The sequence below is a fragment of the Curtobacterium sp. LFS084 genome, from assembly GCF_047977705.1.
Lineage (GTDB): Bacteria > Actinomycetota > Actinomycetes > Actinomycetales > Microbacteriaceae > Curtobacterium.
In genome coordinates this window covers 18,435-41,010 of record NZ_JBFPFM010000003.1, presented here as the reverse complement: position 1 = coordinate 41,010, position 22,576 = coordinate 18,435, and the positions used below count along the sequence as shown (strand labels likewise).

Below are 22,576 nucleotides of genomic sequence, written 5' to 3'. Positions count from 1 at the left end.
TTCGGGGGCCACTCAGTGTCGGGGCAACGTGTCCTCGACGTCGCCGTCGTCGGGGGCCGCGTCCACTTGCACTACGACGACGGTGACGTTGTCACGACCGCCCGCGACGACCGCGTCGCCGACGAGTCGTTCAGCGAGGTCCTGTGCCGCCGGCACGCGTGCGGCGATCCGGGCGATGCCCGCGTCGCCGAGCTCCTTGGTGAGCCCGTCTGAGCAGACGATGTACCGGTCCCCCGCACGGAGCGGCAGGGTCCACCAGTCCGGCTCCGGCGGCTCGCCGAAGCCCACGGCCCGGGTGATGACGTTGCTGTCCGGGTGGCGTTCGGCGTCCTCGGCGCGGAGCAGACCGGCGTCGACCATCTCCTGGACGACCGAGTGGTCGACGGTGACGCGTCGGAGCACCCCGCCCTCGATGCGGTAGGTGCGCGAGTCGCCGACGTTGAAGACCAGCGCGGCGGGCTGTCCCTGGGCCGCGACGAGCGCGATGCCGGTCACGGTCGTCCCGGCGCCGATGGCGTTGCCGCCGGCGGCCCGCTCGATGTCGGCGGTGGCGAGCAGGAGCGCTCGCTGGATCGACTGCCGCGTCGTGAACGGGCTCTCCGTCGCCTGTTCGAGCCGACGGACCACGGCATCGCTCGCACGGTCGCCGGCGAGGTGGCCGCCCATGCCGTCGGCGACCACGAAGAAGGGGGCGCCGACGATGTAGCTGTCCTCGTTGTGGTCACGACGTCGACCGACGTCGGTCGCCGCTCCCCACGAGAGCGTCAGGGTGGCGCCGTCGGCACCGGGGACGTCGATGGCGTGCGCAGTCGCTGCTCGGCCGAGTTCGGTCACGTTTCAGGATCGCTCTCTGGGGGTTCGGGGCGTGCCGGCGGGTGGGTCGGTCGGCCACGTGGGAAGGGGTGGGAGGTCCCTCGACGACGGTGCGACCCGCAGGTGTGGCGAGAGGACCTCGATCACGTTGCCGTCACCGATCTCGACAACCGTACCCGTCAGCACGACGTTCGACGCACCCGACGGCATCCGGAACGGTGCCGAGCCGGCGGGCCGGACGACGGTGCCGTTGGTGGAGCGGAGGTCGTCGACCACGGCCGCCTCGCCCTCGGCGTGCAGGAGCACGTGCGAGGACGACACCTGGCCGCTCGGCGACGGGACGGACACCAGTTCCGGCGACGGGCCGCGCAGGATCCGCGGCAGCGCGGGCCGTCGGCCCACGATCACCGGGTGGTCGAGTCGGATGACACGGCCGCCGATCCGCACGGACGGCACCCTGGTCGAGGGTCCGGGACGCTCGGACGGGAGGCGCGGGTCGCCCTGGGCGGGCACGCCGGCCTGGTCGCCCGGTTGCGTCCGGCCGCCCACCAGGGTGTCGTCGACCGCGTCGTCCGCCGGGCGCGGCGCCCGACCGGGTCGCACCAGGGTGTCGTCGGCCTGGTCCGACGCCGCGGAATGGGACGCTCCCGGCGCGGCGGGCACCGAACGCACCGCACGGATCACCGTGTCGTCGACGTCATCCGACGACGGCGGCGAGGCGTTCGTGCCCGGGATCGGCGGCACCGGGCGGATCACCGTGTCCCCGAGCGGGTAGTGCGCCGGGTCCGGCACGCTCGGCATGCCCGGGAGGGGCGGGACCGGACGGATCACCGTGTCCCCGAGTGCATCGTCGAGACGATCGACGGAGTGCTCGGTACGGGGTCGACGGACGACGGTGTCGTCGATGTCGTCGTCGCGCACCCGAGCCCTCCAAGCGTGGTCGAGACAACCGTAGACGATCCTGTCCGCCGTCCGTCATCCGCGGTCCCACGCGGGCCCGCTCCGTGCCCGCACCGACCGGAGCACGAGTGCCGCCAGGGGGTCGTCCGCCCGGGTGTCGAGCGCGTGCTGCGCACGGGTCTGTGCCCGAGCGGTCGACCCGAGCGCCCAGGAGCACCACGCCGCCACCGCCAAGGCCCCGGCGGCACCGGCGGCTGAGTCGGCACCGGCGTCCTCGGCGCGCCAGAGCCGCCACGCGTCGGCGCACCGATCTCCGGCGGTCCGGAGTCGACCGCTCTCCGGAGCGGGCCCGAACCCGCGGAGCGCCGGTGGCGTCGGGTCGTGGAAGGGGTCGAACGGCCGTGCCGCGCGCGGGTCGACCGGGGACCGTTCGGCCAGGAACCGGATCACCCCGAGCCGGGTCGACAGGGCGGCGCAGGCCATGACGATCGCGATGGACCCGGCGCGTGACGTCGGCGCGTCCGGCGGCGCGACGAGCGCCGCGCAGGCGGCGGGGAGGGTGACGGCGGCCGCGATCTCGCGCGGGTAGCGCACTGCGGCATCGGGACGGCTTCGTGTCGTGACGGGGATCATGCACGTCATCGAAACGCATGCCGCGCCTCCAGGCCCCGTGATCGGGAGCACCTGTGGAACGGGAACCGCCCCACCCGTGCTGTGGAGGACGAGTGGGGCGGCGCAGCGGATCAGACCGTCGCGGGTTCGAGGCTCTCGGCGACGAGGTCCCAGGCGCCGTCGTGGCGCTCGAGGACGACCCCGTGCGCGGCGGCCCAGTCGAGCAGGTCGTCCGACGTCGCGATCGCCGCGCCCGACCGGGCGAGGAGTGCGACGAGCCGTCCCTTGGCGGTCTTGTTCCAGTGGTTCAGGGCCTTGCGGCGGCCGGACGCGTCCACGCTCACCACACGCGGGACCACGGCACCGGCAACGGGACCGAGCTGGCGGTACCCCTCGGACCGCAGGTCGAGCACGAGACCGTCGGCCGTGTGCTCCGCCAGCGCCCGAGCGGCCGGCTCCGGCCAGAGCGACGCGAGCCGCACGGAACCGAGCCGCGAGTCGTGGGACAGGCGGTAGGCAGGGACGAGGTCACCGCCCCGGATCGGGCCGAACATGGCGGACTGCACCACGACGTGGTCGAACCACCACGTCCGGGTCGCGAGGTCGGCGTCGAGCGCGCCGAGCGGGTCGTAGAGCACGCCCGTGTACCGGTCGATCGCCGGCATGGTGCCCGAGGTCTCGAGTTCGAGGTTGCGCACGCGCTCCCCGATCGACTTCGGGCCGAGCTTGAGGGCCGTCCGGGCAGAGGACTCCTCGGAACTGACGGAACGGGCCGCGGTGATCACCGCGGCCCGTTCAGCAGCCAGCTCCGGGAAGGAGAGCGCACGCAGGTCGAGCGTGTGCTCCGTGTCCCCACCCTCCCGCTTCGTCTCCGAAGGCGGGAGGAGGACGGTCAGTCCGGTCAGGACGCCAGCGCGGCCTGCCGCGCCACGATCGTGACCGTGTCGTGCTCGACCGACAGGAAGCCATCCTCGGCGTCCGCCGCCACCGTCGAGCCGTCGGCCCGGGTGATGCGGACCTGTCCCTGCGCGAGGGTCGCGAGCAGCGGCTCGTGTCCCGCGAGGATACCGATCTGGCCTTCCGTCGTGCGTGCCACGACCATGGTGGCGTCGCCCGACCAGACCTCGCGGTCGGCCGAGACGACGCTCACGGTGAGTGCCGCCATGTCAGCGGTTCTCCTTCTGGATCTGCGCCCACTTCTCTTCGACGTCGTTGATGCCACCGACGTTGAAGAAGGCCTGCACGGCCACGTGGTCGAACTCGCCGTCGGCGATGGCGCGGAAGGACTCGATGGTGTCCTTCAGCGGAACGGTCGAACCTTCGACGCCCGTGAACTTCTTCGCCATGTACGTGTTCTGCGAGAGGAACTGCTGGATCCGACGAGCGCGCTCGACCGTGATCTTGTCCTCTTCGGAGAGCTCGTCGACACCGAGGATGGCGATGATCTCCTGCAGTTCCTTGTTCTTCTGGAGGATCTGCTTGACGCGCGTGGCCGTCTCGTAGTGGTCGGCACCCAGGTACCGGGGGTCCATGATCCGCGAGGTCGACGTCAGCGGGTCGATCGCCGGGTAGAGACCCTGCGAAGCGATCTCACGCGACAGCTCGGTCGTGGCGTCCAGGTGCGCGAACGTGGTGGCCGGCGCCGGGTCGGTGTAGTCGTCGGCCGGGACGTAGATCGCCTGCAGCGAGGTGATCGAGTGACCACGCGTCGAGGTGATGCGCTCCTGGAGCACACCCATCTCGTCGGCGAGGTTCGGCTGGTAGCCCACCGCGGACGGCATGCGGCCGAGCAGCGTGGAGACCTCGGAGCCGGCCTGCGTGAAGCGGAAGATGTTGTCGATGAAGAGGAGCACGTCCTGCTTCTGGACATCGCGGAAGTACTCCGCCATCGTCAGCGCCGACAGGGCCACGCGCAGACGCGTTCCCGGCGGCTCGTCCATCTGGCCGAACACGAGGGCGGTCTTGTCGAAGACGCCCGCCTCTTCCATCTCGCCGATGAGGTCGTTGCCCTCACGGGTGCGCTCGCCGACACCGGCGAACACCGACACACCACCGTGGTCCTGCGCGACGCGCTGGATCATCTCCTGGATGAGGACCGTCTTGCCGACGCCCGCACCACCGAAGAGGCCGATCTTGCCACCCTGCACGTACGGGGTGAGGAGGTCGATCGACTTGATGCCGGTCTCGAACATGGAGGTCTTCGACTCGAGCTGGTCGAAGGCCGGGGCCTTGCGGTGGATCGGCCAGCGCTCGGTGATCTCGAGCTTCTCGTCGGTGTTGAGCACGTTGCCCAGCACGTCGAAGACCTTGCCCTTGGTGACGTCGCCGACGGGGACCGAGATCGGAGCGCCCGAGTCACGGACCTCCTGGCCACGGACCAGACCGTCGGTCGGCTTCAGGGAGATGGCGCGGACGAGGTCGTCGCCGAGGTGCTGCGCGACCTCGAGGCCGATCTCCTGCGACGAGTCACCGATGGTGATGGTCGTGAACAGGAGGTTGTACATCTCGGGGATGGCGTCGTGCGGGAACTCGATGTCGACGACGGGGCCCGTGACACGGGCGATCCGGCCGACACCGGGCGCCGACGACGTCTCGACCGCGGTGGTTGCGGTGTCGGTCATGGCTGGTGCCTTCCTGAGGGTGGGTAACTGTCCGCGAACGACGCGGACTACTTCTTCTTCGACGAGAGGGCGTCGGCGCCGCCGACGATCTCGGAGATCTGCTGGGTGATCTCGGCCTGTCGGGCGTTGTTCGCGAGACGCGTGAAGTCGCGGATGAGCGAGTCGGCGTTGTCGCTCGCCGCCTTCATCGCCTTCTGCCGGGCGGCGTGCTCGGAGGCAGCCGACTGGAGCATGGCGTTGAAGATGCGGCTCTCGATGTAGACCGGCAGCAGCGCGTCGAGCACCGCGTCGGCGTCCGGCTCGAACTCGTAGAGCGGCTCGTCGTTCGACGGGGCCTCGACCCCCTCGACGACCTCGAGCGGGAGCAGCCGGACGACCTGCGGCTCCTGCGTGGCGAGGCTCAGGAAGCGGTTGAAGACGATGTGGATCTCGTCCACGCCGCCCTCGGCCGTGTCCTGCAGGAACTTCGCCACGACGGCGTCGCCGATCGACTTCGCGGTCGAGAACTCCGGCTGGTCGGTGTTGCCGACCCACTGCTGCTCGGACGAACGCTCACGGAACGCGAAGTACCCGACGGCCTTGCGGCCGACCAGGTAGAACACGACGTCCTTGCCCTCGCTGCGGAGCAGGGAGGCGAGCTCCTCGCCCTGCTTGAGGACGTTCGTGCTGAACGCGCCGTTCAGACCGCGGTCCGACGTGAACAGCACGACGGCTGCGCGCGTCGACGACTCCGGCTCGGTGGTCAGCACGTGGTCGACGTTCGAAAACGTCGCCACGGCCGACACCGCACGCGTCACGGCCCGCGAGTACGGACCCGACGCAGCCATGCGGGCCTGCGCCTTCTGGATCCGCGACGCCGAGATCAGTTCCATCGCGCGAGTGACCTTCTTCGTGGTCTTCGCGGACTTGATTCGCTGGCGGTAGACCCGGACCTGCGCTGCCATCTAGCGACGACCCTTGACGATCTGCTCCTGGTCGACGTCCTCGGCCGAAGCGGCCTCGAACTGCTCGGACCCGAGCGTCTTGCCGTCGCTCGTCTGGAAGCTCTTGGAGAACTCGTCGATCTGCTTCGTCATCTCGGCGACGGTGTCGTCGCTGAGCTGGTTCGTCTCACGCAGGGTGGTTAGCACGTCCGAGTTGCGGCGCAGGTGGTCGAGCAGCTCCGACTCGAAGCGCAGGACGTCGGCCACGGGGACCTCGTCGAGCTTGCCGTTCGTGCCGGCCCAGATCGAGACGACCTGCTCCTCGACCGGGTACGGCGAGTACTGCGGCTGCTTGAGGAGCTCGGTCAGACGGGCACCGCGCTCCAGCTGGCGACGCGACGCCTGGTCGAGGTCGGACGCGAACATCGCGAACGCCTCGAGCGAGCGGTACTGCGCCAGCTCGAGCTTGAGCGTGCCGGAGACCTTCTTGATCGACTTGACCTGCGCGTCACCACCGACGCGCGACACCGAGATGCCCACGTCGACGGCCGGACGCTGGTTCGCGTTGAACAGGTCCGACTGCAGGAAGATCTGGCCGTCGGTGATGGAGATCACGTTGGTCGGGATGTACGCCGAGACGTCGTTCGCCTTGGTCTCGATGATCGGGAGACCCGTCATCGAACCGGCGCCGAGCTCGTCGGACAGCTTCGCGCAACGCTCCAGCAGACGGGAGTGCAGGTAGAAGACGTCACCCGGGTAGGCCTCGCGGCCCGGCGGACGACGCAGGAGGAGCGACACGGCACGGTAGGCCTCGGCCTGCTTCGACAGGTCGTCGAAGATGATCAGGACGTGCTTGCCCTGGTACATCCAGTGCTGACCGATGGCCGAGCCGGTGTACGGGGCGAGGTACTTGAAGCCGGCCGGGTCGGAGGCCGGGGCGGCGACGATGGTGGTGTACTCCATCGCACCGGCGTCCTCGAGCGCACCCTTGACGGAGGCGATCGTGGAGCCCTTCTGACCGATGGCGACGTAGATGCAGCGGACCTGCTTGTCCTCGTCGCCGGACTCCCAGTTGGCCTTCTGGTTGATGATCGTGTCGATCGCGATGGCCGTCTTGCCGGTCTGGCGGTCGCCGATGATCAGCTGACGCTGACCGCGGCCGACGGGGATCATCGCGTCGATGGCCTTGATGCCGGTCTGGAGCGGCTCGTGCACCGACTTTCGGGACATGACGCCGGGCGCCTGCAGCTCGAGAGCGCGGCGGCCCTCGGCCTGGATCTCGCCGAGACCGTCGATCGGGGCGCCGAGCGGGTCGACGACGCGACCGAGGAAGCCGTCGCCGACGGGAGCCGAGAGGACCTCGCCGGTGCGGGTGACTTCCTGGCCCTCTTCGACACCGGCGAACTCGCCGAGCACGATGGCGCCGATCTCGTCCTCGTCGAGGTTCTGCGCGAGGCCGAGCGTGCCGTCCTCGAAGCGGATGAGCTCGTTCGCCATGACGCCGGGGAGGCCCTCGACGTGCGCGATGCCGTCGCCGGCGTCGATGACGTGCCCGACCTCGGCCGTGGAGGCCTTCGTCGGCTCGTAGTTCGAGACGAAGTCCTTCAGGGCATCACGGATCTCATCGGGGCTGATGGTGATGTCTGCCATGGGATTTTCCTTGTTGATTTCCGGGGCCGTACGGCTCCGAGAGGGTGACGCTGCCTGACTCGGCAGTTCCCGTTGTGGACTTGGGAGGGGCGGCTTCGACCGTACGCTCAGCCGGCGAGCTGGAGCCGGAGCTCCGAGAGACGCGTGGAGACGGTGCCGTCGATGACGTCGCCGCCGATCTGCACCCGGACCCCGCCGACGACCGAGGGGTCGACGACGTGGTTGATGCTGATGTCCTTGCCGTGCTGCTGCGCGAGCGCCCGGGCGACGCGAGCCGCCTGGCCGTCGGTGAGCGGCGTCGCGGTGATGACCGTCGCGACGAGCTTGCCGGCCTGCTCGGCCACGATGCGCGAGGCGTCGCGGACGAGTTCACCGATGCGCCGACCGCGCGGCTGCTGCACGAGGTGCGACAGGATCACGATGGTCTGCTCCGTCGCCTTGCCGCCGAGCAGCCGCTCGACGAGGGCGCTCTTCTCCGACGGGCTGCCGAGCTTGGTGCCCAGCGCCAGTTCGAGGTCGGCGTCCGAGCGGACGGCGGTCTCGAAGGAGAACAGCTCGGCTTCGATCGGCGTGCCCGCGGGGGCGGTGGCGGCGACGGCGCGGATGCCCGCGTCCTCGATGCCGACGAGCAGGTCCTGGTGCGAGGACCAGCGCGAGCCGGCCACCGCGGTCAGGACCGCACGCGTCGCAACCGACTGGCCGGCGAAGACGCGGTCGATGACGACCTTCTTGCCGGCCGGGTCGGCCGTCGGGTCGGACAGCAGACCGAGCAGCTGCGGCGCACCGGCGATCGCACGCCCTGCGGCGAGGATCTCGGCACCGGCGGCGAGGTCGGCTGCACCGCCGAGGTCGGCGAGCACCGCCCTCGTGGACGCCAGTGCTTCCCTGGTGGCGCTGCGCATGCTCAGCGCTCCCCGGCCGATGCCGACGAACCCTGCGAGGCCTCGAGGTCGGCGAGGAAGCGATCCACGACCGCGGTCGACTTCGCGTCGTCCTTGAGGGACTCACCGATCACGCCGGAGGCGAGGTCGAGCGCGAGCGTGCCGACCTCGGCACGGAGCGACTGGAGCGCGCTCTGACGCTCGGCCTCGATCTGCGCCTGCGCGTTGGCGGTGATGCGTGCTGCATCGGCCTGCGCCTGCTCACGGAGCTCGTTGCCGATCGCGTTCGCGTCGGAACGAGCCTGCTCACGGATGCGGGACGCCTCGGCGCGAGCCTCGGCGAGCTGCTTGTTGTACTCGTCGAGCGCGGCAGCGGCCTGCTCCTGAGCAGCCTCCGCCTTCTTGATGCCACCTTCGATGGCCTCGGTGCGCTCGTCGAGCATCTTCGTGATCCGCGGGATGATGACCCGCCAGAAGACCAGCAAGATGACGACGAACGCGACCGCCGACCACAGGATGTCGTACAGCGGAGGGATCAGCGGGTTGTGCGTCTCCTCCGCCGCGAGGATCAGTGCGTTCTGCATCGAGAGGCCTTAGTTGGTGAAGATGAAGTACGTCGCGATACCGATGAAGGCGAGGGCCTCGGTGAAGGCGATACCGATGTACATGAGGGTCGTCAGACGGCCCTGGAGCTCCGGCTGGCGAGCGACGGACTCGATCGTCTTGCCGACGACGATGCCCACGCCGATGGCCGGGCCGATCGCCGCGAGGCCGTAGCCCACGGTCGCGATGTTGCCGGAGATTGCCGCGAGAACGGTCGTTGCGTCCACGTGTTTTCCTTTCAGGATGCGGCCCGACGGATGCCGTGCCGTATTGGGGGTCAGTGCAGGTCGTTGGTCAGTGCTCGTCAGCCAGCGCGAGCTGGATGTACACAGCGGTCAGCAGCATGAAGACGTACGCCTGCAGCAGCGCGACCAGGATCTCGAAGAAACTGAACGCGATGCCGAACGCGAGCGTCCCGACTCCGAAGGCCTTGAAACCGAGCGAGGCGTCGACGAAGAAGAACTGCGTGGCAGCGAAGAACAGGACGAGCAGCAGGTGGCCGACGACCATGTTCATCAGGAGTCGCAGGGTCAGCGTCACCGGTCGGAGCACGAAGGTCGAGACGAGCTCGATCGGCGTCACGATGATGTACAGGTACCACGGGACCCCCGGCGGGAACAGCGAGTTCCGGAGGAAGGTGCCCGGGTGCTTGCGCAGACCCGCGTAGATGAAGGCCACGTAGGCGACGATCGCGAGGATCATCGGGTACGCGATGCGGCTGGTGCCCTGGAGGTTGAACCCCGGGATCAGACCCGTGAGGTTCAGGAACAGCACGGAGAAGAAGATCGTCGCCAGCAGCGGGAGGAACCGCTTGCCGTCCTTCTCACCCAGGTTGTCGAAGGTGTTCCGGCGGACGACGTCGAACGCGTACTCGATGAGCGCCTGGCCGCGGCCGGGGACGAGCTTGAGCGAACGGGTCCCGATGATGCCGATCAGCAGCAGGACCGCGACGGCGATGAACCGGATGATGACGAGTCGGTCGATCTCGAAGGGCGTCCCGGCGAAGAAGATCGCTTCCGGGAAGAACTCGTTGATCGACGGACCATGGAACTCGGCGGCCTTGCTGCTCCCCGCCGCGACGGTGTTACCCGCAGCGGTGAGGGACAGGGGAAGAGCGTGGGATAGCAGCGCTGTCTCCTGTGTCGGCGCGCGCACGCATGGCACGCGATGGTGGACGTTGTGGAGGCTCGTCCGCTCCGAGCTGTGCTCCGGACGCGGACTCCGAGAAGCCTATCAGGTGCTGGAGGCTTCCCGGGCTCTCAGTTGCGGGGGTCGCGCTTCTCAGGAGACGCGGAGTCTCCGGGGAGCGAGACCCCGATCGGGATACGGGCCTTGGCGACCGCGACGACGTCGATCACGAGCGAGCCGACGACCCCGACGATGATCGCGACCGCGAGCACCGGGAAGTCCACCCAGTCGCGGTCCCGCAGCAGCACGAGCACGACGATGAAGACGACGAACTTGAGCAGCCACGTGCCCATCACGATGCCGAAGAAGGCCCCGGAGATCATCTGTCCCTTCGAGACGCGCAGCGCCACGAGCACGCTCACGGCAGTGAGGCCGAGGAACACCACGCTGAGCACGGCGCCGAGCAGCCCGCCGGCGAGCCCCGGGCCGCCGGCCACGAGCAGGCCCACGACTCCCCCGACGACGGCGAGCCCGACGGCCAGCAGCGCGCCCCAGGTGATGATGCGGCGGAACACCGGCCGGACGTGGTCGAGCGCGTTCGGTGCGGTCACGAGTTGTCTCCTGGGATCGATCGGTCGTTGGCGGCCCGGTCGAGCGGGTCGAGGCTGGCGTCCACCACGGCGGTGGACCGGGTGGCGACCTGTGCGGCGAACTCGGCGCGCTTGCGGCCGAGCGGGGCGAACGTGGCCACCGCGCAGACGGCGAAGCCGACGGCGACGAAGACGACCACCCAGTACCAGTCCACGAAGAGGAACAGCAGGCAGCCGACCGCCACGGTGGCCGTCCACGCGTAGAAGATGAGCACGGCGTGGAAGTGCGAGTGCCCCATGTCGAGCAGGCGGTGGTGCAGGTGCTTCCGGTCGGCCGAGAACGGTGACTTCCCGGCGCTGAGCCGGCGCGTGACGGCGAGCCCGAAGTCGAGGATCGGCACGATGAGGATCGCGAACGGCAGCAGGATCGGGATGAACGCCGGCAGCAGCGCCTGGCGCGTCTGCACCGCGGCCGGGTCGATGTTCCCGGTGACGGAGACCGCGCTCGTGGCCATCAGGAAGCCCACGAGGAGGGCACCGGCGTCCCCCATGAAGAGCTTCGCGGGGTGCCAGTTCAGGATCAGGAAGCCGAAGCAGGCGCCGACGAGCACCGCGGTCAGCAGCGAGGGCAGGTTGAAGAAGAACTCGGTCTGCACGACCACGCGGTTGATGAAGAACGTGTAGAGGAAGAACACGCCACCGGCGATGATCGCCACGCCCGCGACCAACCCGTCGAGTCCGTCGATGAAGTTCACGGCGTTCATCACGAGCACGACCGCGAGCACCGTGAAGATCAGGCTCATGTACGACGAGCCGACGCCGAGCGTGTTGCCGATCGGCAGCGACACGATCGCCACGCCCTGCCACGCGAGGATGCCCGCGGCGATGATCTGCCCGGCGAGCTTCGTCATCCAGTCGAGGTCCCAGATGTCGTCGGCGACGCCGAGGACCACGATGATGGTCGCCCCCGCGAGGACGGCGATCACGCGCCCCGGCTCCGAGAACACCAGCCGGAAGTAGTCGGTGCCGGCGATCGACGGGAACAGGAACCACGCCGCGAGCATCGCCACGATGACGCCGAGGTACATCGCGATGCCGCCGAGCCGCGGGGTCGGCGTGCGGTGCACGTCACGCTCGCGGACCTTCGGGTACCACTTGTACTTCAGCCCCAGCTTCCAGACTACCCAGCTGACGCAGAAGCTCACCACGGCCGCGATGGCCCCGGCGAGCAGGTAGTACTTCATCCGACCAGGTCGGCTCCGACGACCCTGGTGATCTCGTCGTCGGGGATCACACCGTGGCGCACGATCCGGAGCTTCCCGCCGTCGGACAGCCCGGTGGCGTCGACGATCGTGGAGCCCGTGGATGCCTCGAAGCCCTCGTGCGCGGTGATCGGACCGCCGTCGAGGTACACGGCGACGCTGTCGCCGAGCATCGCCTCGGCCTGGTCCGCGTCCATCGCGGCCGGGTCCCCCGTCGAGTTCGCGGAGGACACCGCGAGCGGCCCGACCTCCTGCAGGAGCTCGAGGGCGATGCGGGAGTCCGGCATGCGGAGCGCGACGGTGCCGCGGGTCTCGCCGAGGTCCCAGTCGAGCGACGGCTGGGCGCGGAGGATCACGGTGAGGCCACCCGGCCAGAACTCGTCGACGAGGTCCCGCACCTGCTGCGGGATGTCGCTCGCGAGCGCGTCGAGGGTGGGCGGACCGGGGATGAGGACCGGCGGCGGCGACTGCCGGGTCCGGCCCTTCGCGTCGAGCAGGCGCTGGACGGCGGCCGCGCTGAAGGCGTCCGCGGCCACGCCGTAGACGGTGTCGGTGGGGACGACGACGAGCTCCCCGCGTCCGAGAGCGGCACGTGCGAGCCGCATCCCGGTCAGGAGCCCGTCGGAGTCGGTGCAGTCGTATCGGGATGCCATGACTCGACGATGATAGTGCGACACAATGGGTGGCATCGTGAACGAGACCCCTGCGCCCCGCCTCCTGTTCCTCTTCGACATGGACGAGGTCCTCGTCCGGTACGACTGGAAGGTGCGGATGGCCGCCCTCGCCGAGTTCACCGGGCACGACTTCGACGAGCTCCGTCGGCGGTGGTGGGACTGCGGCAACGAGCAGCGCGCCGAGGCCGGCGGGTACGCCGACGGCGACGAGTACCTGGCCGCCTTCGCCGAGGCGATGGACTGCGACGTCCCCGAGGCCGAGTGGGCGCGGATCCGCGGCGCCGCGATGACCGAGCTGCCCGACCGCATCGAGGCGGTGCGCGTCGCGAGCGAGCACGGACGGGTCGGGCTGCTGACGAACAACGGGCCGCTGGCCGGCCGGTGGATCCACCGCTGGGCGCCGTCGCTCGCGCCGCTCTTCGGCGAGCACCTCGACACGACGAGCAACTTCGGTGCGCGGAAGCCCGAGCCCGAGGTCTACCGCCGGGCCCTCGAGCACCACGGCGTGCCCGCCGAGCGCACGTTCTTCGCGGACGACATGCCGATCAACGTCGAGGGTGCCCGGAGCGTGGGCATCCACGCGGTGCTCGTCGAGGAGCACACGGACCTCCGACAGGCGGTCCTCGCCTTCGTCGCGGAACAGCAGGAGCGCGTGCCCGCCTGACACGGGCCAGGAGGCGCGGCTCGGCCCCGGCTAGCGGGTCGCGGTGGTCGTGCGGTCGCGGCCGGTCAGGTCGACGTGCGTCTCCGGGGACCGGAACCCACGGCGCGTCAGGACCTCGCGCACGCCGGCGCCCTGCGGTTCGGCGTGCTCGATGACGAGCACGCCCCCGGGCACCAGGAGGCGCCAGGCGGTGTCCGCCAGGGCACGCACCGCGTCGAGGCCGTCCGGCCCGCCGTAGAGCGCCATCGCGGGATCGTGGTCGCGGACCTCTGGGTCGATCGGCACCGCGTCGTCCGGCACGTAGGGCGGGTTCGACACGACGACCGACACCGTGCCGTCGAGCTCCGGCAGCGCGTCGGCGAGGTCGCCCTCCACCAGGCGGACCGTCCCACCGTGGGCCGCGACGTTGCGCCGGGTCCACGGCAGTGCCTCTGTCGAGCGTTCGACCGCGTACACGACCGCGTTCGGCACCTCGGTGTCCATGGCGATCGCGATCGCGCCGCTGCCGGAACCGAGGTCGACCGCGACCGGTGCCGGCACGGCCACCGCGCGGAGTGCGTCGATGCCGAACTGCACGACACCCTCGGTCTCGGGCCGCGGGACGAACACACCGGGTCCGACGGCCAGCGTGAGCGCGCGGAAGTGCGCCTCGCCGGTGATGTGCTGGAGCGGCTCGCGGGTGGCACGTCGGGCGACGGCGTGCCGGAAGCGCTCGACGTGCTCCGGAGCGATCGCACCCCCGGTCATCGCGCGGGCCTGCACGGCGCCGCGCGAGGTGTCGGTCGCCCAGGCGAGCAGCAGCTCGGCGTCCACCTGCGGGGTCGGGACGCCGGCCGCGTCGAACGCCGCGGCCGCCTCGCGCAGGAGGCGGTCCGCGGCGAACGCGACGGGCGTGTCGGAGGTGATCCGTGCCTCCAGGGCTACGCGTCCTGGTCGCCGATGGCGGCCAGTCGTGCTTCTTCGTCCGCCTGGATGGCGGACTGGATGACGGGCTCGAGGGCGCCGTTCATGACGCGGTCCAGGTCGTACGCCTTGTACCCGGTGCGGTGGTCCGCGATGCGGTTCTCCGGGAAGTTGTACGTGCGGATGCGCTCCGAACGGTCCATGCCACGGATCTGCGACTTGCGCGCGTCCGAGGCGATCGCGTCGAGCTCCTCCTGCTGCTTCGCGAGGATGCGGGCGCGCAGCACGCGCATGCCGGCCTCGCGGTTCTGCAGCTGCGACTTCTCGTTCTGCATCGCCACCGTGATGCCCGTGGGCAGGTGGGTGATGCGGACCGCGGAGTCGGTCGTGTTGACGGACTGCCCGCCGGGGCCCGACGACCGGTACACGTCGATCTTGAGGTCGTTCTGGTTGATCTGGACCTCTTCGGGCTCGTCGACCTCGGGGAAGACGAGGACGCCGGTCGTCGAGGTGTGGATGCGCCCCTGCGACTCGGTCGCCGGCACGCGCTGCACGCGGTGCACGCCGCCCTCGTACTTCAGGTGCGCCCAGACACCCTGGGACGGGTCGGTCGCGTTCGACTTGATCGCGACCTGGACGTCCTTGTAGCCGCCGAGGTCGGACTCGGTGCGCTCGAGCATCTCGATCTTCCAGCCCTTGGACTCGGCGTAGTGCGAGTACATGCGCAGGAGATCGGCCGCGAACAGCGCCGACTCCTCGCCGCCCTCGCCGCCCTTGATCTCCATGATCACGTCGCGCCCGTCGTCGGGGTCGCGCGGGATGAGCAGCCGGCGGAGACGCTCCTGGCGCTCCGTCAGCTGCTCCTCGAGCGCCGGGACCTCGTCCGCGAACGCCTCGTCCTCACGCGCGAGCTCCTGGGCGGCGGCGAGGTCGTCCCCCGCCGCCTTCCACGACTCGTACGCGGACTTGATCTGGTTGAGCTCGGCGTACCGCCGGTTCACCTTCTTCGCGCGGGCCGCATCGGCGTGGAGCGCGGGGTCCGACAGCTGCTGCGTCAGGTCCTCGTGTTCCGCCAGCAGCCCTGCCACCGACTCGAACACGCGTTACTCCTGGTGGCCGTTGTGGTGCCCACCGGTCGTGGGGACCGACTTCTGCACCTGGACCAGGAACTCGACGTTCGACTGCGTCTCCTTGAGGTTCCGCAGCACGATCTCGAGGGCCTGCTGCGGGTCGAGCCCGGCGAGGGCACGGCGCAGTCGCCACGTGATCTTGACCTCGTCGGCGGAGAGCAGCTGCTCCTCGCGACGGGTGCCGGAGGCGTTGACGTCCACGGCCGGGAAGATCCGCTTGTCGGCGAGGTGCCGGTTGAGGCGGAGCTCCATGTTGCCGGTGCCCTTGAACTCCTCGAAGATCACCTCGTCCATCTTCGACCCGGTCTCGACGAGCGCCGTCGCGAGGATGGTCAGCGAGCCGCCGTCCTCGATGTTGCGCGCGGCGCCGAAGAAGCGCTTCGGCGGGTACAGGGCCGACGAGTCGACGCCACCGGAGAGCACGCGACCGGAGGCCGGCGTCGCCAGGTTGTAGGCGCGGCCCAGACGGGTGATCGAGTCGAGGAGCAGGACCACGTCGTGCCCGAGCTCGACGAGGCGCTTCGCACGCTCGATGGCGAGCTCGGCGACCGTGGTGTGGTCCTCGGCGGGACGGTCGAAGGTCGAGGCGATGACCTCGCCCTTCACCGTGCGCTGCATGTCGGTGACCTCTTCGGGCCGCTCGTCCACCAGGACGACCATGAGGTGCGCCTCGGGGTTGTTCTTGGCGATCGCGTTCGCGATGGCCTGCAGCACGACGGTCTTGCCGGCCTTCGGCGGGGACACGATCAGGCCGCGCTGGCCCTTGCCGATCGGCGACACGAGGTCGATGATCCGGGTGCTGAGCTTCGACGGCTCGGTCTCGAGACGCAGGCGCTCGTTCGGGTACAGCGGCGTGAGGTCCTGGAAGTCGACGCGCGCGGCGGCCTCGTCGGCGGTCTGCCCGTTGACCGAGTCGACCTTGACGAGCGCGTTGTACTTCTGGCGGCTCTGCTGCTCGTTGTCCCGCGGCTGCTTGATCGCGCCGACGACCGCGTCGCCCTTGCGCAGGTGGTACTTCTTCACCTGGCCGAGCGAGACGTAGACGTCGTTCGGCCCGGGCAGGTACCCGGTGGTGCGGACGAAGGCGTAGTTGTCGAGGACGTCGAGGATGCCCGCGATCGGGATGAGGACGTCGTCCTCGGTGATCTCCGGCTCGAACTCGTCGTTCTGCCCGCCGCGGCCGCGCTTGCGGTCACGCTGACGACGGCTGCGGCCGCCCTCGGTCTCGTCGGCGACCTGCTGGGCCGGCTGCTGCTTCTGCTGGCCCTGCTGCTTCTGCTGGCCGTTCTGCCGGTTCGCGTCGTTCCGGTCGTCCTGCTGGGCGTTCTTCTGGTCGCCCTGCTGGCCGTTCTGACCGTTCTGGCCGTTCTTCTGGCCGTTGTCGTTCTTCGGCGCGGCGTCGCGACCGTTCTGGTCGCCGCCCTGCTCGCCGTTCTCGGCGTTCTGGCCACGGCCACGACCCCGACCGCGGCTGCGACGACCGCGACGCGAACCGCCCTCGCCCTGCTGGTCGTTCTGGTCGCCCTGGTCGTTCTGGTCGCCCTGGTCGGTGGACTGGTCCTGCTGCGCGGCGGCGTCCTGCTGGGCCGGCTGCTCGGCCTGGTCCCGCGGCTGCTCGGTGCGCTCGGCACGCTCGGCCTGCTGGCCGTTCTGCTGCGCGCGCTGGCCGCGCCCGCGACGCTGGCCGCCGGTCTCCGCGGCTTCCTGCGCGTCCTTCTCGGCGCGGACCTGGTCGAGCCCGGCGAGGAGGTCCTCGGTGCCGGTGTGTCCGGCGTTCGTGTGCTCGGCGGCCGACGTCGGCGCCGCGTTCACGGTGCCGCCGGAGGAGGCACGGCGCGAACGGCGGGCACGCGAGGAGGCGGGCTGCTCGGCCGGGGCCTCGGTGGTCGCCGGTGCGTCTGCGACGGCCTCGGCAGCGGGTGCCTCGGTCGGCTCCGGCAGCGTCGGCTGCTCGGCCACGGGGGCCTCGACCGCGGGTGCGGCCGACTCGGTCGTGGCGTCGTCCGTCGCCGGACGCTTGTCCTCGATCGAGGCGATGAGGTCGCCCTTGCGGAGCTTCGAGAGCCCCGTGATGCCGAGGGAGGAGGCGATGCGCTGGAGTTCCGGGAGCCGGAGGGCGCGCAGATCGCTGGGGATCTCCACCTGGGTGGAGTCGTTGACGTTCGTCAAGGTCGGTGTTTCCTTTCGAACCGCAGAACGCGGAGAGTTTCCACCGTCCCGGATGCATGGGTGTGCATCGACCGCCGTTCAGACGACGGACCGGGATTCGGTGATCTGAAAGAGATTGCCCCCGCGCACCGGACCCTGCATGGCGAGGAAAGTCCTGCTGCCTACGCGGGTTCGGCTTGGAGCGCCGAGTGCGGCACCACTGTAGCACCACCCAGGTCGACGGCCAGCATGAGCGCCCGCCAGTCGGATTCCCCGTGTCGCGACACGAGGTCGGCGGCGGTGAGTCGCTGAGCGGGATCGCTGCCGAGGACCAGGAGGCTCGGGCCGGCTCCGGAGACGACCGCCGCGAGTCCGTGCTGCCGCAGCAGGCCGATCAGGGCGTCGGTCTCCGGCATGGCGCTGGCGCGGTACGCCTGGTGCAACCGGTCCTCGGTCGCCGCCAGCAGGAGCTCGGGGCTCTGGATGAGCGCCGCGACCAGCAGGGCGGAGCGCGACACGTTGAACGCCGCGTCCTCGTGCGGGACGCTCGCCGGCTGCAGGGAGCGCGCGAGCTTGGTCGAGAGCGTCGAGGTCGGCACGAAGACCACCGGCGCGACACCACGGTGGACGAGCAGGCGCTTGTACGCCGGCCCCTCGGCCGTCATCCACGCGATCGTCAGACCGCCGAAGAGCGCCGGGGCGACGTTGTCGGGGTGCCCCTCCATCTCGGTCGCGAGCGCGAGCAGGGTCGAGGCGTCGAGGTCGACGACGCCGTCGAGCAACCCGCGCGCGGCCATCAGCCCGGCCACGATCGCCGCAGCCGATGATCCCATCCCGCGGCCGTGCGGGATCGCGTTCACCGCGTGCAGCTCGAGTCCGGGCTGCGTCACGCCGGCGTGCTCGAGGCCGCGGCGGAGCGCACGGACGACCAGGTTCGTGTCGTCGGTCGCGACCTCGCCGGCGCCGACACCGTCGACCGTGACGGTCGCACCCGAACCGGGACGCACCCGCACGACGACCTCGTCGTAGAGCGAGAGCGCGAGACCGAGGGAGTCGAACCCCGGGCCGAGGTTCGCCGAGGTCGCCGGGACCCGGACGCGGACCGCCCGTCCGGCCGGTACAGCGATCTGGGCGCGCACGCCCTCCCCCGGTCCGGACGAGCGGTCGGGGCTCACTCGGCGCCGACCAGTCCGAGCACGTCGGCGATCGACTTGGTGTCGACCGGGACGCTCGTCGGGGCGACCTCGCCACCGTCCGGTGTGCGAAGGGCCCACTGCGGGTCCTTGAGGCCGTGGCCGGTCACCGTGATGACGACCTTGGCGCCCTTCGGGACGACCCCGGCGTCGGCACGCTCCAGGAGCCCGGCGACGCCGATGGCCGATGCGGGCTCGACGAAGACGCCGACCTCGGCCGAGAGGATGCGGTGCGCGGCGAGGATGGCCTCGTCGGTGATCGCGCCGAAGTAGCCGTCGGTCTCGTCACGGGCCTCGAGGGCGAACTGCCACGACGCCGGGTTGCCGATGCGGATCGCCGAGGCGATGGTGTCCGGCTGGCGGACGACCTCGCCGCGGACGATCGGGGCGGACCCCGCGGCCTGGAAGCCGAACATGCGCGGGAGCTTCGACGCGCGACCGGCGGCGACGTCCTCGCGGTACCCGCGGGAGTACGCCGTGTAGTTGCCGGCGTTGCCGACCGGCAGGAAGTGGAAGTCTGGGGCGTCGCCGAGGACGTCGACGACCTCGAACGCCGCGGTCTTCTGGCCCTCGATGCGGTCGTTGTTGACCGAGTTCACCAGGTGCACCGGGTAGTTCGCGGCGAGGTCGCGGGCGATGTCGAGACAGTCGTCGAAGTTGCCCTGCACCTGCAGCAGCTGGGCGTCGTGGGCGACGGCCTGGCTGAGCTTGCCCATGGCGATCTTGCCCTCGGGGACGAGCACCGCGGCCGTGATGCCGGCGTGCGTGGCGTACGCGGCGGCCGAGGCGCTCGTGTTGCCGGTCGAGGCGCAGATGACCGCCTTCGCACCGTGCTCGACGGCCTTCGAGATCGCCATCGTCATGCCGCGGTCCTTGAACGACCCGGTCGGGTTCATGCCCTCGTACTTGACGTAGACCTCGGCACCCGTGCGCTCGGAGAGCCGGCGCGCCGGGATGAGCGGGGTCCCGCCCTCGCCGAGCGTGACGACGGGCGTCGCCCCGGTGACGTCGAGACGGTCGGCGTACTCGCGCAGGACACCCTGCCACTGGTGGGCCATGAGGCTCCCCTTCTTGTCGGTTCTTGGGTTCGTGGGTCGGCGGGGCTCAGGCGCCGACGACGCGGAGGACGCTCGTGACCTCGACGACGACGTCCTCGTTGCGGAGCGCGACCACGGTCGCGGCGAGGTCGGACTCGCGCGCCAGGTGGGTGCCGATGACGAGGGTCGCGGTCGCGTCGGACCCGGTCGCGACGGTCTGCTCGACGGTCTCGACGCTGACGCCGTGCTTCGCGAGCACCCCGGCGACGGTGGACAGCACGCCGGGTGCGTCCGTCACGTGCAGCGTGATCTGGTAGCGGGTGCGGACGGTGCCGATCGGGAACACCGGCAACGCCGACTGGGTCGACTCGGCGATGCCGGGACCGCCGATGACGTGGCGGCGCGCCGCGGAGACCAGGTCGCCGAGGACCGCGGAGGCCGTCTCGACGCCGCCGGCACCGGCGCCGTAGAACATGAGGTCGCCGGCGGCCTCGGCCTCGACGAACACGGCGTTCTTCGCCCCGTGGACGCTCGCGAGCGGGTGCGACTCGGGCACGAGCGCCGGGTAGACGCGGGCGCTCACGCCCTCGGTGCCCTGCTCGTCGGTGAGGCGCTCGGCCGTGGCGAGGATCTTCACGACGTAGCCGGCCTTCCGCGCCGCGCGGACCTGCTCGATCGTCACCGAGGTGATGCCCTCGCGGTGCACGGCGGCGAGCGGGACCGAGGTGTGGAACGCGAGCGAGGCGAGGATCGCGGCCTTCTGCGCGGCGTCGTAGCCCTCGATGTCCGCGGTCGGGTCGGCCTCGGCGTAGCCGAGCTCGGTGGCCGTCGCGAGGGCGTCCTCGAAGGTCGCGCCCTCGCGGTCCATCAGGTCGAGGATGAAGTTCGTCGTGCCGTTGACGATGCCCATGATCCGCTCGATGCGGTCCCCGGCGAGGGAGTCGTGCAGCGGCCGGATGATCGGGATCGCACCGGCGACGGCGGCCTCGTAGTAGAGCTGCGCGCCCACCTGCTCGGCGACCGCGAAGAGCTCCGGCCCGTGGGTCGCCAGGAGCGCCTTGTTGCCGGTGACGACGTCGGCGCCGGACTGCAGCGCCTGGAGCACGAGGGTCCGCGCCGGCTCGATGCCGCCGATCAGCTCGACGACGATGTCCGCCCCGAGGATGAGCGACGCAGCGTCCGTCGTGAAGAGCTCCTTCGGCAGGTCGACGTCACGAGGGGCGTCGAGGTCGCGGACCGCGATGCCGACGAGCTCGAGGCCGGCCCCGGCGCGCGAGGCCAGCTCGTCGCCGTGTTCGAGGAGCAGCCGCGCGACCTGGGAACCGACCGAGCCGGCTCCGAGCAGCGCGACGCGGACGTTGCGGTATTCGATCATCTGGTGCGGTTCCTGTTCGTGGGGAGTCGGGTCGTCCGAGGGGCTCAGGCCCCCGGGACCACCCCGGTGTCGCGGGCGAGGAGGTCGTCGATCGACTCGCCACGCACGAGGATACGGGGTACGCCGTCGGCCACCGCGACGACCGGCGGGCGTCCGACGTGGTTGTAGTTGCTCGCCAGGCTCCAGCAGTACGCACCGGTGGCGGCCACGGCGAGGAGGTCCCCGCGGTGCACGTCGCCGGGCAGGTACTCGTCGTTCACGACGATGTCGCCGGACTCACAGTGCTTCCCGACCACCCGGGACAGGACCGCGGGGGCGTCCGAGGTCCGGGCGAGCCGGGCCGTGTAGTCGGCGCCGTAGAGGGCCGGTCGGGCGTTGTCGCTCATGCCGCCGTCGACCGACACGTACGTCCGGGTGGCGGGCTCGTGGTCGTCGTCCGCGAGGGTCACCGGCTTGATCGTGCCGACGCGGTAGAGCGTGACGCCGGCGGGCCCGACGATGTAGCGGCCGGGCTCGACCGCGATCTCCGGGACCGGGATGTCCCGCTCCGCGCAGGCCTCGGCGACGATGGTCGCGAGCGCGTCGGCGACGTCCTCCGGCTCGAACGCCGAGTCGGCCTCGGTGTAGTCGATGCCCCAGCCGCCGCCGAGGTTGAGCTCCGGCACCGGGCCGGTCGCGACGAGCGTGGCGTGCACGTCCATCAGGCGTCGCGCGGCCTCGCGGAAGCCGGACTCGTCGAAGATCTGCGACCCGATGTGCGAGTGGAGGCCGACGAACACGAGCGACGGCTCGGCCCGGACGGCCTCGGCGGCGGTCACGGCCTCGGTCAGCGGGATGCCGAACTTCTGGTCCTCGCGCGCGGTCGCGAGGTACTCGTGCGTCGATGCGTGCACCCCGCTGTTGATCCGGATGCGCACCCGCTGCACGACCCCGGCGTCGGCCGCCGCACGGGCGACGCGCCCGATCTCCTCGTGACTGTCGAGGACGATCGTGCCGACGCCGACCGCGACCGCGCGGGCGATCTCGGCGTCCGACTTGTCGTTGCCGTGGAAGCCGAGGAGCGCCGGGTCGACTCCCCCGGCCAGTGCGACCGCGAGCTCGCCGCCGGTGCACACGTCGACGCGCAGGTCGGCAGCGACCATCCACGCAGCGACCTGGGTCGTCAGGAAGGCCTTGCCGGCGTAGTAGACGTGCGCCCGGGTGCCGATGCGCTCGAACGCCTCGGTGAAGGCGTTCCGCACCCGCACGGCCCGCGACTGCACGTCGCGCTCGTCGACCACGTAGAGCGGCGTGCCGAACTCCGCGACGAGGTCCGACGCCGTGACGCCGCCGACGACGAGCTCGCCGTCGTCGGTCCGGGTCGCGGAGGCGGGCCAGATCCGCGCGGTCAGCGCGGAGGGGTCCGTCGGGAACCGCAGGTGCTGCGGGGCAAGGGGGTTCTCGCTCACGGGACCCGATCCTACCGAGCC

At 70.6% G+C, this 22,576-nt stretch carries 23 protein-coding genes; 1 reads left to right on the top strand and 22 read right to left on the bottom strand.

Annotated elements, in window-relative coordinates; all coding sequences use genetic code 11:
- Positions 1 to 12 precede the first annotated feature (12 nt).
- The 15 genes from ACNQOV_RS03015 to ACNQOV_RS02945 all read right to left on the bottom strand — a co-directional run bounded on the left by ACNQOV_RS03015 (position 13) and on the right by ACNQOV_RS02945 (position 12,636).
- Positions 13 to 834, bottom strand: coding sequence for a PP2C family protein-serine/threonine phosphatase (locus ACNQOV_RS03015; RefSeq protein WP_416393330.1), 822 nt, complete (start codon positions 832 to 834; stop codon positions 13 to 15).
- A 3-nt stretch (positions 835 to 837) separates the two neighbouring features.
- The gene (locus ACNQOV_RS03010; protein WP_416393329.1) at positions 838 to 1,734 is read right to left on the bottom strand and encodes a hypothetical protein; all 897 of its coding nucleotides are present in this window, start codon (positions 1,732 to 1,734) and stop codon (positions 838 to 840) included.
- A 54-nt stretch (positions 1,735 to 1,788) separates the two neighbouring features.
- Complete coding sequence (locus ACNQOV_RS03005) at positions 1,789 to 2,346, bottom strand: hypothetical protein (RefSeq protein ID WP_416393327.1); 558 nt, start codon at positions 2,344 to 2,346, stop codon at positions 1,789 to 1,791.
- A gap of 110 nt (positions 2,347 to 2,456) precedes the next feature.
- Complete coding sequence (locus tag ACNQOV_RS03000; protein ID WP_416393431.1) at positions 2,457 to 3,221, bottom strand: YaaA family protein; 765 nt, start codon at positions 3,219 to 3,221, stop codon at positions 2,457 to 2,459.
- Positions 3,222 to 3,226: 5 nt separating this feature from the next.
- Positions 3,227 to 3,490, bottom strand: coding sequence for a F0F1 ATP synthase subunit epsilon (locus ACNQOV_RS02995; RefSeq protein WP_022905458.1), 264 nt, complete (start codon positions 3,488 to 3,490; stop codon positions 3,227 to 3,229).
- A 1-nt stretch (position 3,491) separates the two neighbouring features.
- On the bottom strand, positions 3,492 to 4,946 hold the full coding sequence (gene atpD / locus ACNQOV_RS02990) for a F0F1 ATP synthase subunit beta (RefSeq protein ID WP_022905457.1): 1,455 nt from the start codon (positions 4,944 to 4,946) through the stop codon (positions 3,492 to 3,494).
- A 47-nt stretch (positions 4,947 to 4,993) separates the two neighbouring features.
- Positions 4,994 to 5,890, bottom strand: coding sequence for a F0F1 ATP synthase subunit gamma (locus ACNQOV_RS02985; RefSeq protein WP_416393325.1), 897 nt, complete (start codon positions 5,888 to 5,890; stop codon positions 4,994 to 4,996).
- Positions 5,891 to 7,519: a F0F1 ATP synthase subunit alpha gene (gene atpA / locus ACNQOV_RS02980; RefSeq protein ID WP_416393324.1), complete on the bottom strand. Its 1,629-nt coding sequence runs from the start codon at positions 7,517 to 7,519 to the stop codon at positions 5,891 to 5,893.
- Positions 7,520 to 7,626: 107 nt separating this feature from the next.
- Entirely contained in the window at positions 7,627 to 8,421 is a 795-nt protein-coding gene (locus ACNQOV_RS02975) for a F0F1 ATP synthase subunit delta (protein WP_402263315.1), read from the bottom strand.
- Between the two features lie 2 nt (positions 8,422 to 8,423).
- Positions 8,424 to 8,984 carry a F0F1 ATP synthase subunit B gene (locus ACNQOV_RS02970; protein WP_402263317.1) on the bottom strand — a complete coding sequence of 187 codons (561 nt, stop codon included), beginning with the start codon at positions 8,982 to 8,984 and terminating at the stop codon, positions 8,424 to 8,426.
- A gap of 9 nt (positions 8,985 to 8,993) precedes the next feature.
- Positions 8,994 to 9,230, bottom strand: a complete 237-nt coding sequence (gene atpE, locus ACNQOV_RS02965; protein ID WP_022907197.1) for an ATP synthase F0 subunit C — start codon at positions 9,228 to 9,230, stop codon at positions 8,994 to 8,996.
- A gap of 67 nt (positions 9,231 to 9,297) precedes the next feature.
- A complete protein-coding gene (atpB, locus tag ACNQOV_RS02960) occupies positions 9,298 to 10,158 on the bottom strand; it encodes a F0F1 ATP synthase subunit A (RefSeq protein WP_022907196.1) in 861 nt (286 codons plus the stop codon).
- A 104-nt stretch (positions 10,159 to 10,262) separates the two neighbouring features.
- Positions 10,263 to 10,742: a hypothetical protein gene (locus ACNQOV_RS02955; RefSeq protein WP_402263321.1), complete on the bottom strand. Its 480-nt coding sequence runs from the start codon at positions 10,740 to 10,742 to the stop codon at positions 10,263 to 10,265.
- Complete coding sequence (locus ACNQOV_RS02950; protein ID WP_402263324.1) at positions 10,739 to 11,965, bottom strand: MraY family glycosyltransferase; 1,227 nt, start codon at positions 11,963 to 11,965, stop codon at positions 10,739 to 10,741. The genes ACNQOV_RS02955 and ACNQOV_RS02950 overlap by 4 nt, the downstream gene beginning before the upstream one ends.
- Positions 11,962 to 12,636, bottom strand: coding sequence for an L-threonylcarbamoyladenylate synthase (locus ACNQOV_RS02945; protein ID WP_022908087.1), 675 nt, complete (start codon positions 12,634 to 12,636; stop codon positions 11,962 to 11,964). The genes ACNQOV_RS02950 and ACNQOV_RS02945 overlap by 4 nt, the downstream gene beginning before the upstream one ends.
- Before the next feature lie 37 nt (positions 12,637 to 12,673).
- Here ACNQOV_RS02945 and ACNQOV_RS02940 point away from each other — a divergent pair, with 37 nt between their 5' ends.
- Entirely contained in the window at positions 12,674 to 13,321 is a 648-nt protein-coding gene (locus ACNQOV_RS02940) for an HAD family hydrolase (RefSeq protein ID WP_416393323.1), read from the top strand.
- 30 nt (positions 13,322 to 13,351) lie between these two features.
- Here the strand turns inward: ACNQOV_RS02940 and prmC are convergent, their stop codons facing one another.
- The 7 genes from prmC to lysA all read right to left on the bottom strand — a co-directional run bounded on the left by prmC (position 13,352) and on the right by lysA (position 22,555).
- Positions 13,352 to 14,227, bottom strand: a complete 876-nt coding sequence (prmC, locus tag ACNQOV_RS02935) for a peptide chain release factor N(5)-glutamine methyltransferase (protein ID WP_402263839.1) — start codon at positions 14,225 to 14,227, stop codon at positions 13,352 to 13,354.
- 14 nt (positions 14,228 to 14,241) lie between these two features.
- The gene (gene prfA / locus ACNQOV_RS02930) at positions 14,242 to 15,324 is read right to left on the bottom strand and encodes a peptide chain release factor 1 (RefSeq protein ID WP_022908084.1); all 1,083 of its coding nucleotides are present in this window, start codon (positions 15,322 to 15,324) and stop codon (positions 14,242 to 14,244) included.
- 3 nt (positions 15,325 to 15,327) lie between these two features.
- Entirely contained in the window at positions 15,328 to 17,523 is a 2,196-nt protein-coding gene (gene rho, locus ACNQOV_RS02925) for a transcription termination factor Rho (RefSeq protein ID WP_022908083.1), read from the bottom strand.
- A 161-nt stretch (positions 17,524 to 17,684) separates the two neighbouring features.
- On the bottom strand, positions 17,685 to 18,641 hold the full coding sequence (thrB, locus tag ACNQOV_RS02920) for a homoserine kinase (protein ID WP_402263333.1): 957 nt from the start codon (positions 18,639 to 18,641) through the stop codon (positions 17,685 to 17,687).
- Positions 18,642 to 18,673: 32 nt separating this feature from the next.
- Positions 18,674 to 19,753, bottom strand: coding sequence for a threonine synthase (gene thrC, locus ACNQOV_RS02915; RefSeq protein ID WP_022908080.1), 1,080 nt, complete (start codon positions 19,751 to 19,753; stop codon positions 18,674 to 18,676).
- Positions 19,754 to 19,799: 46 nt separating this feature from the next.
- Complete coding sequence (locus ACNQOV_RS02910; RefSeq protein WP_022908079.1) at positions 19,800 to 21,107, bottom strand: homoserine dehydrogenase; 1,308 nt, start codon at positions 21,105 to 21,107, stop codon at positions 19,800 to 19,802.
- 44 nt (positions 21,108 to 21,151) lie between these two features.
- A complete protein-coding gene (lysA, locus tag ACNQOV_RS02905; protein ID WP_416393321.1) occupies positions 21,152 to 22,555 on the bottom strand; it encodes a diaminopimelate decarboxylase in 1,404 nt (467 codons plus the stop codon).
- Between the last annotated feature and the right edge of the window lie 21 nt (positions 22,556 to 22,576).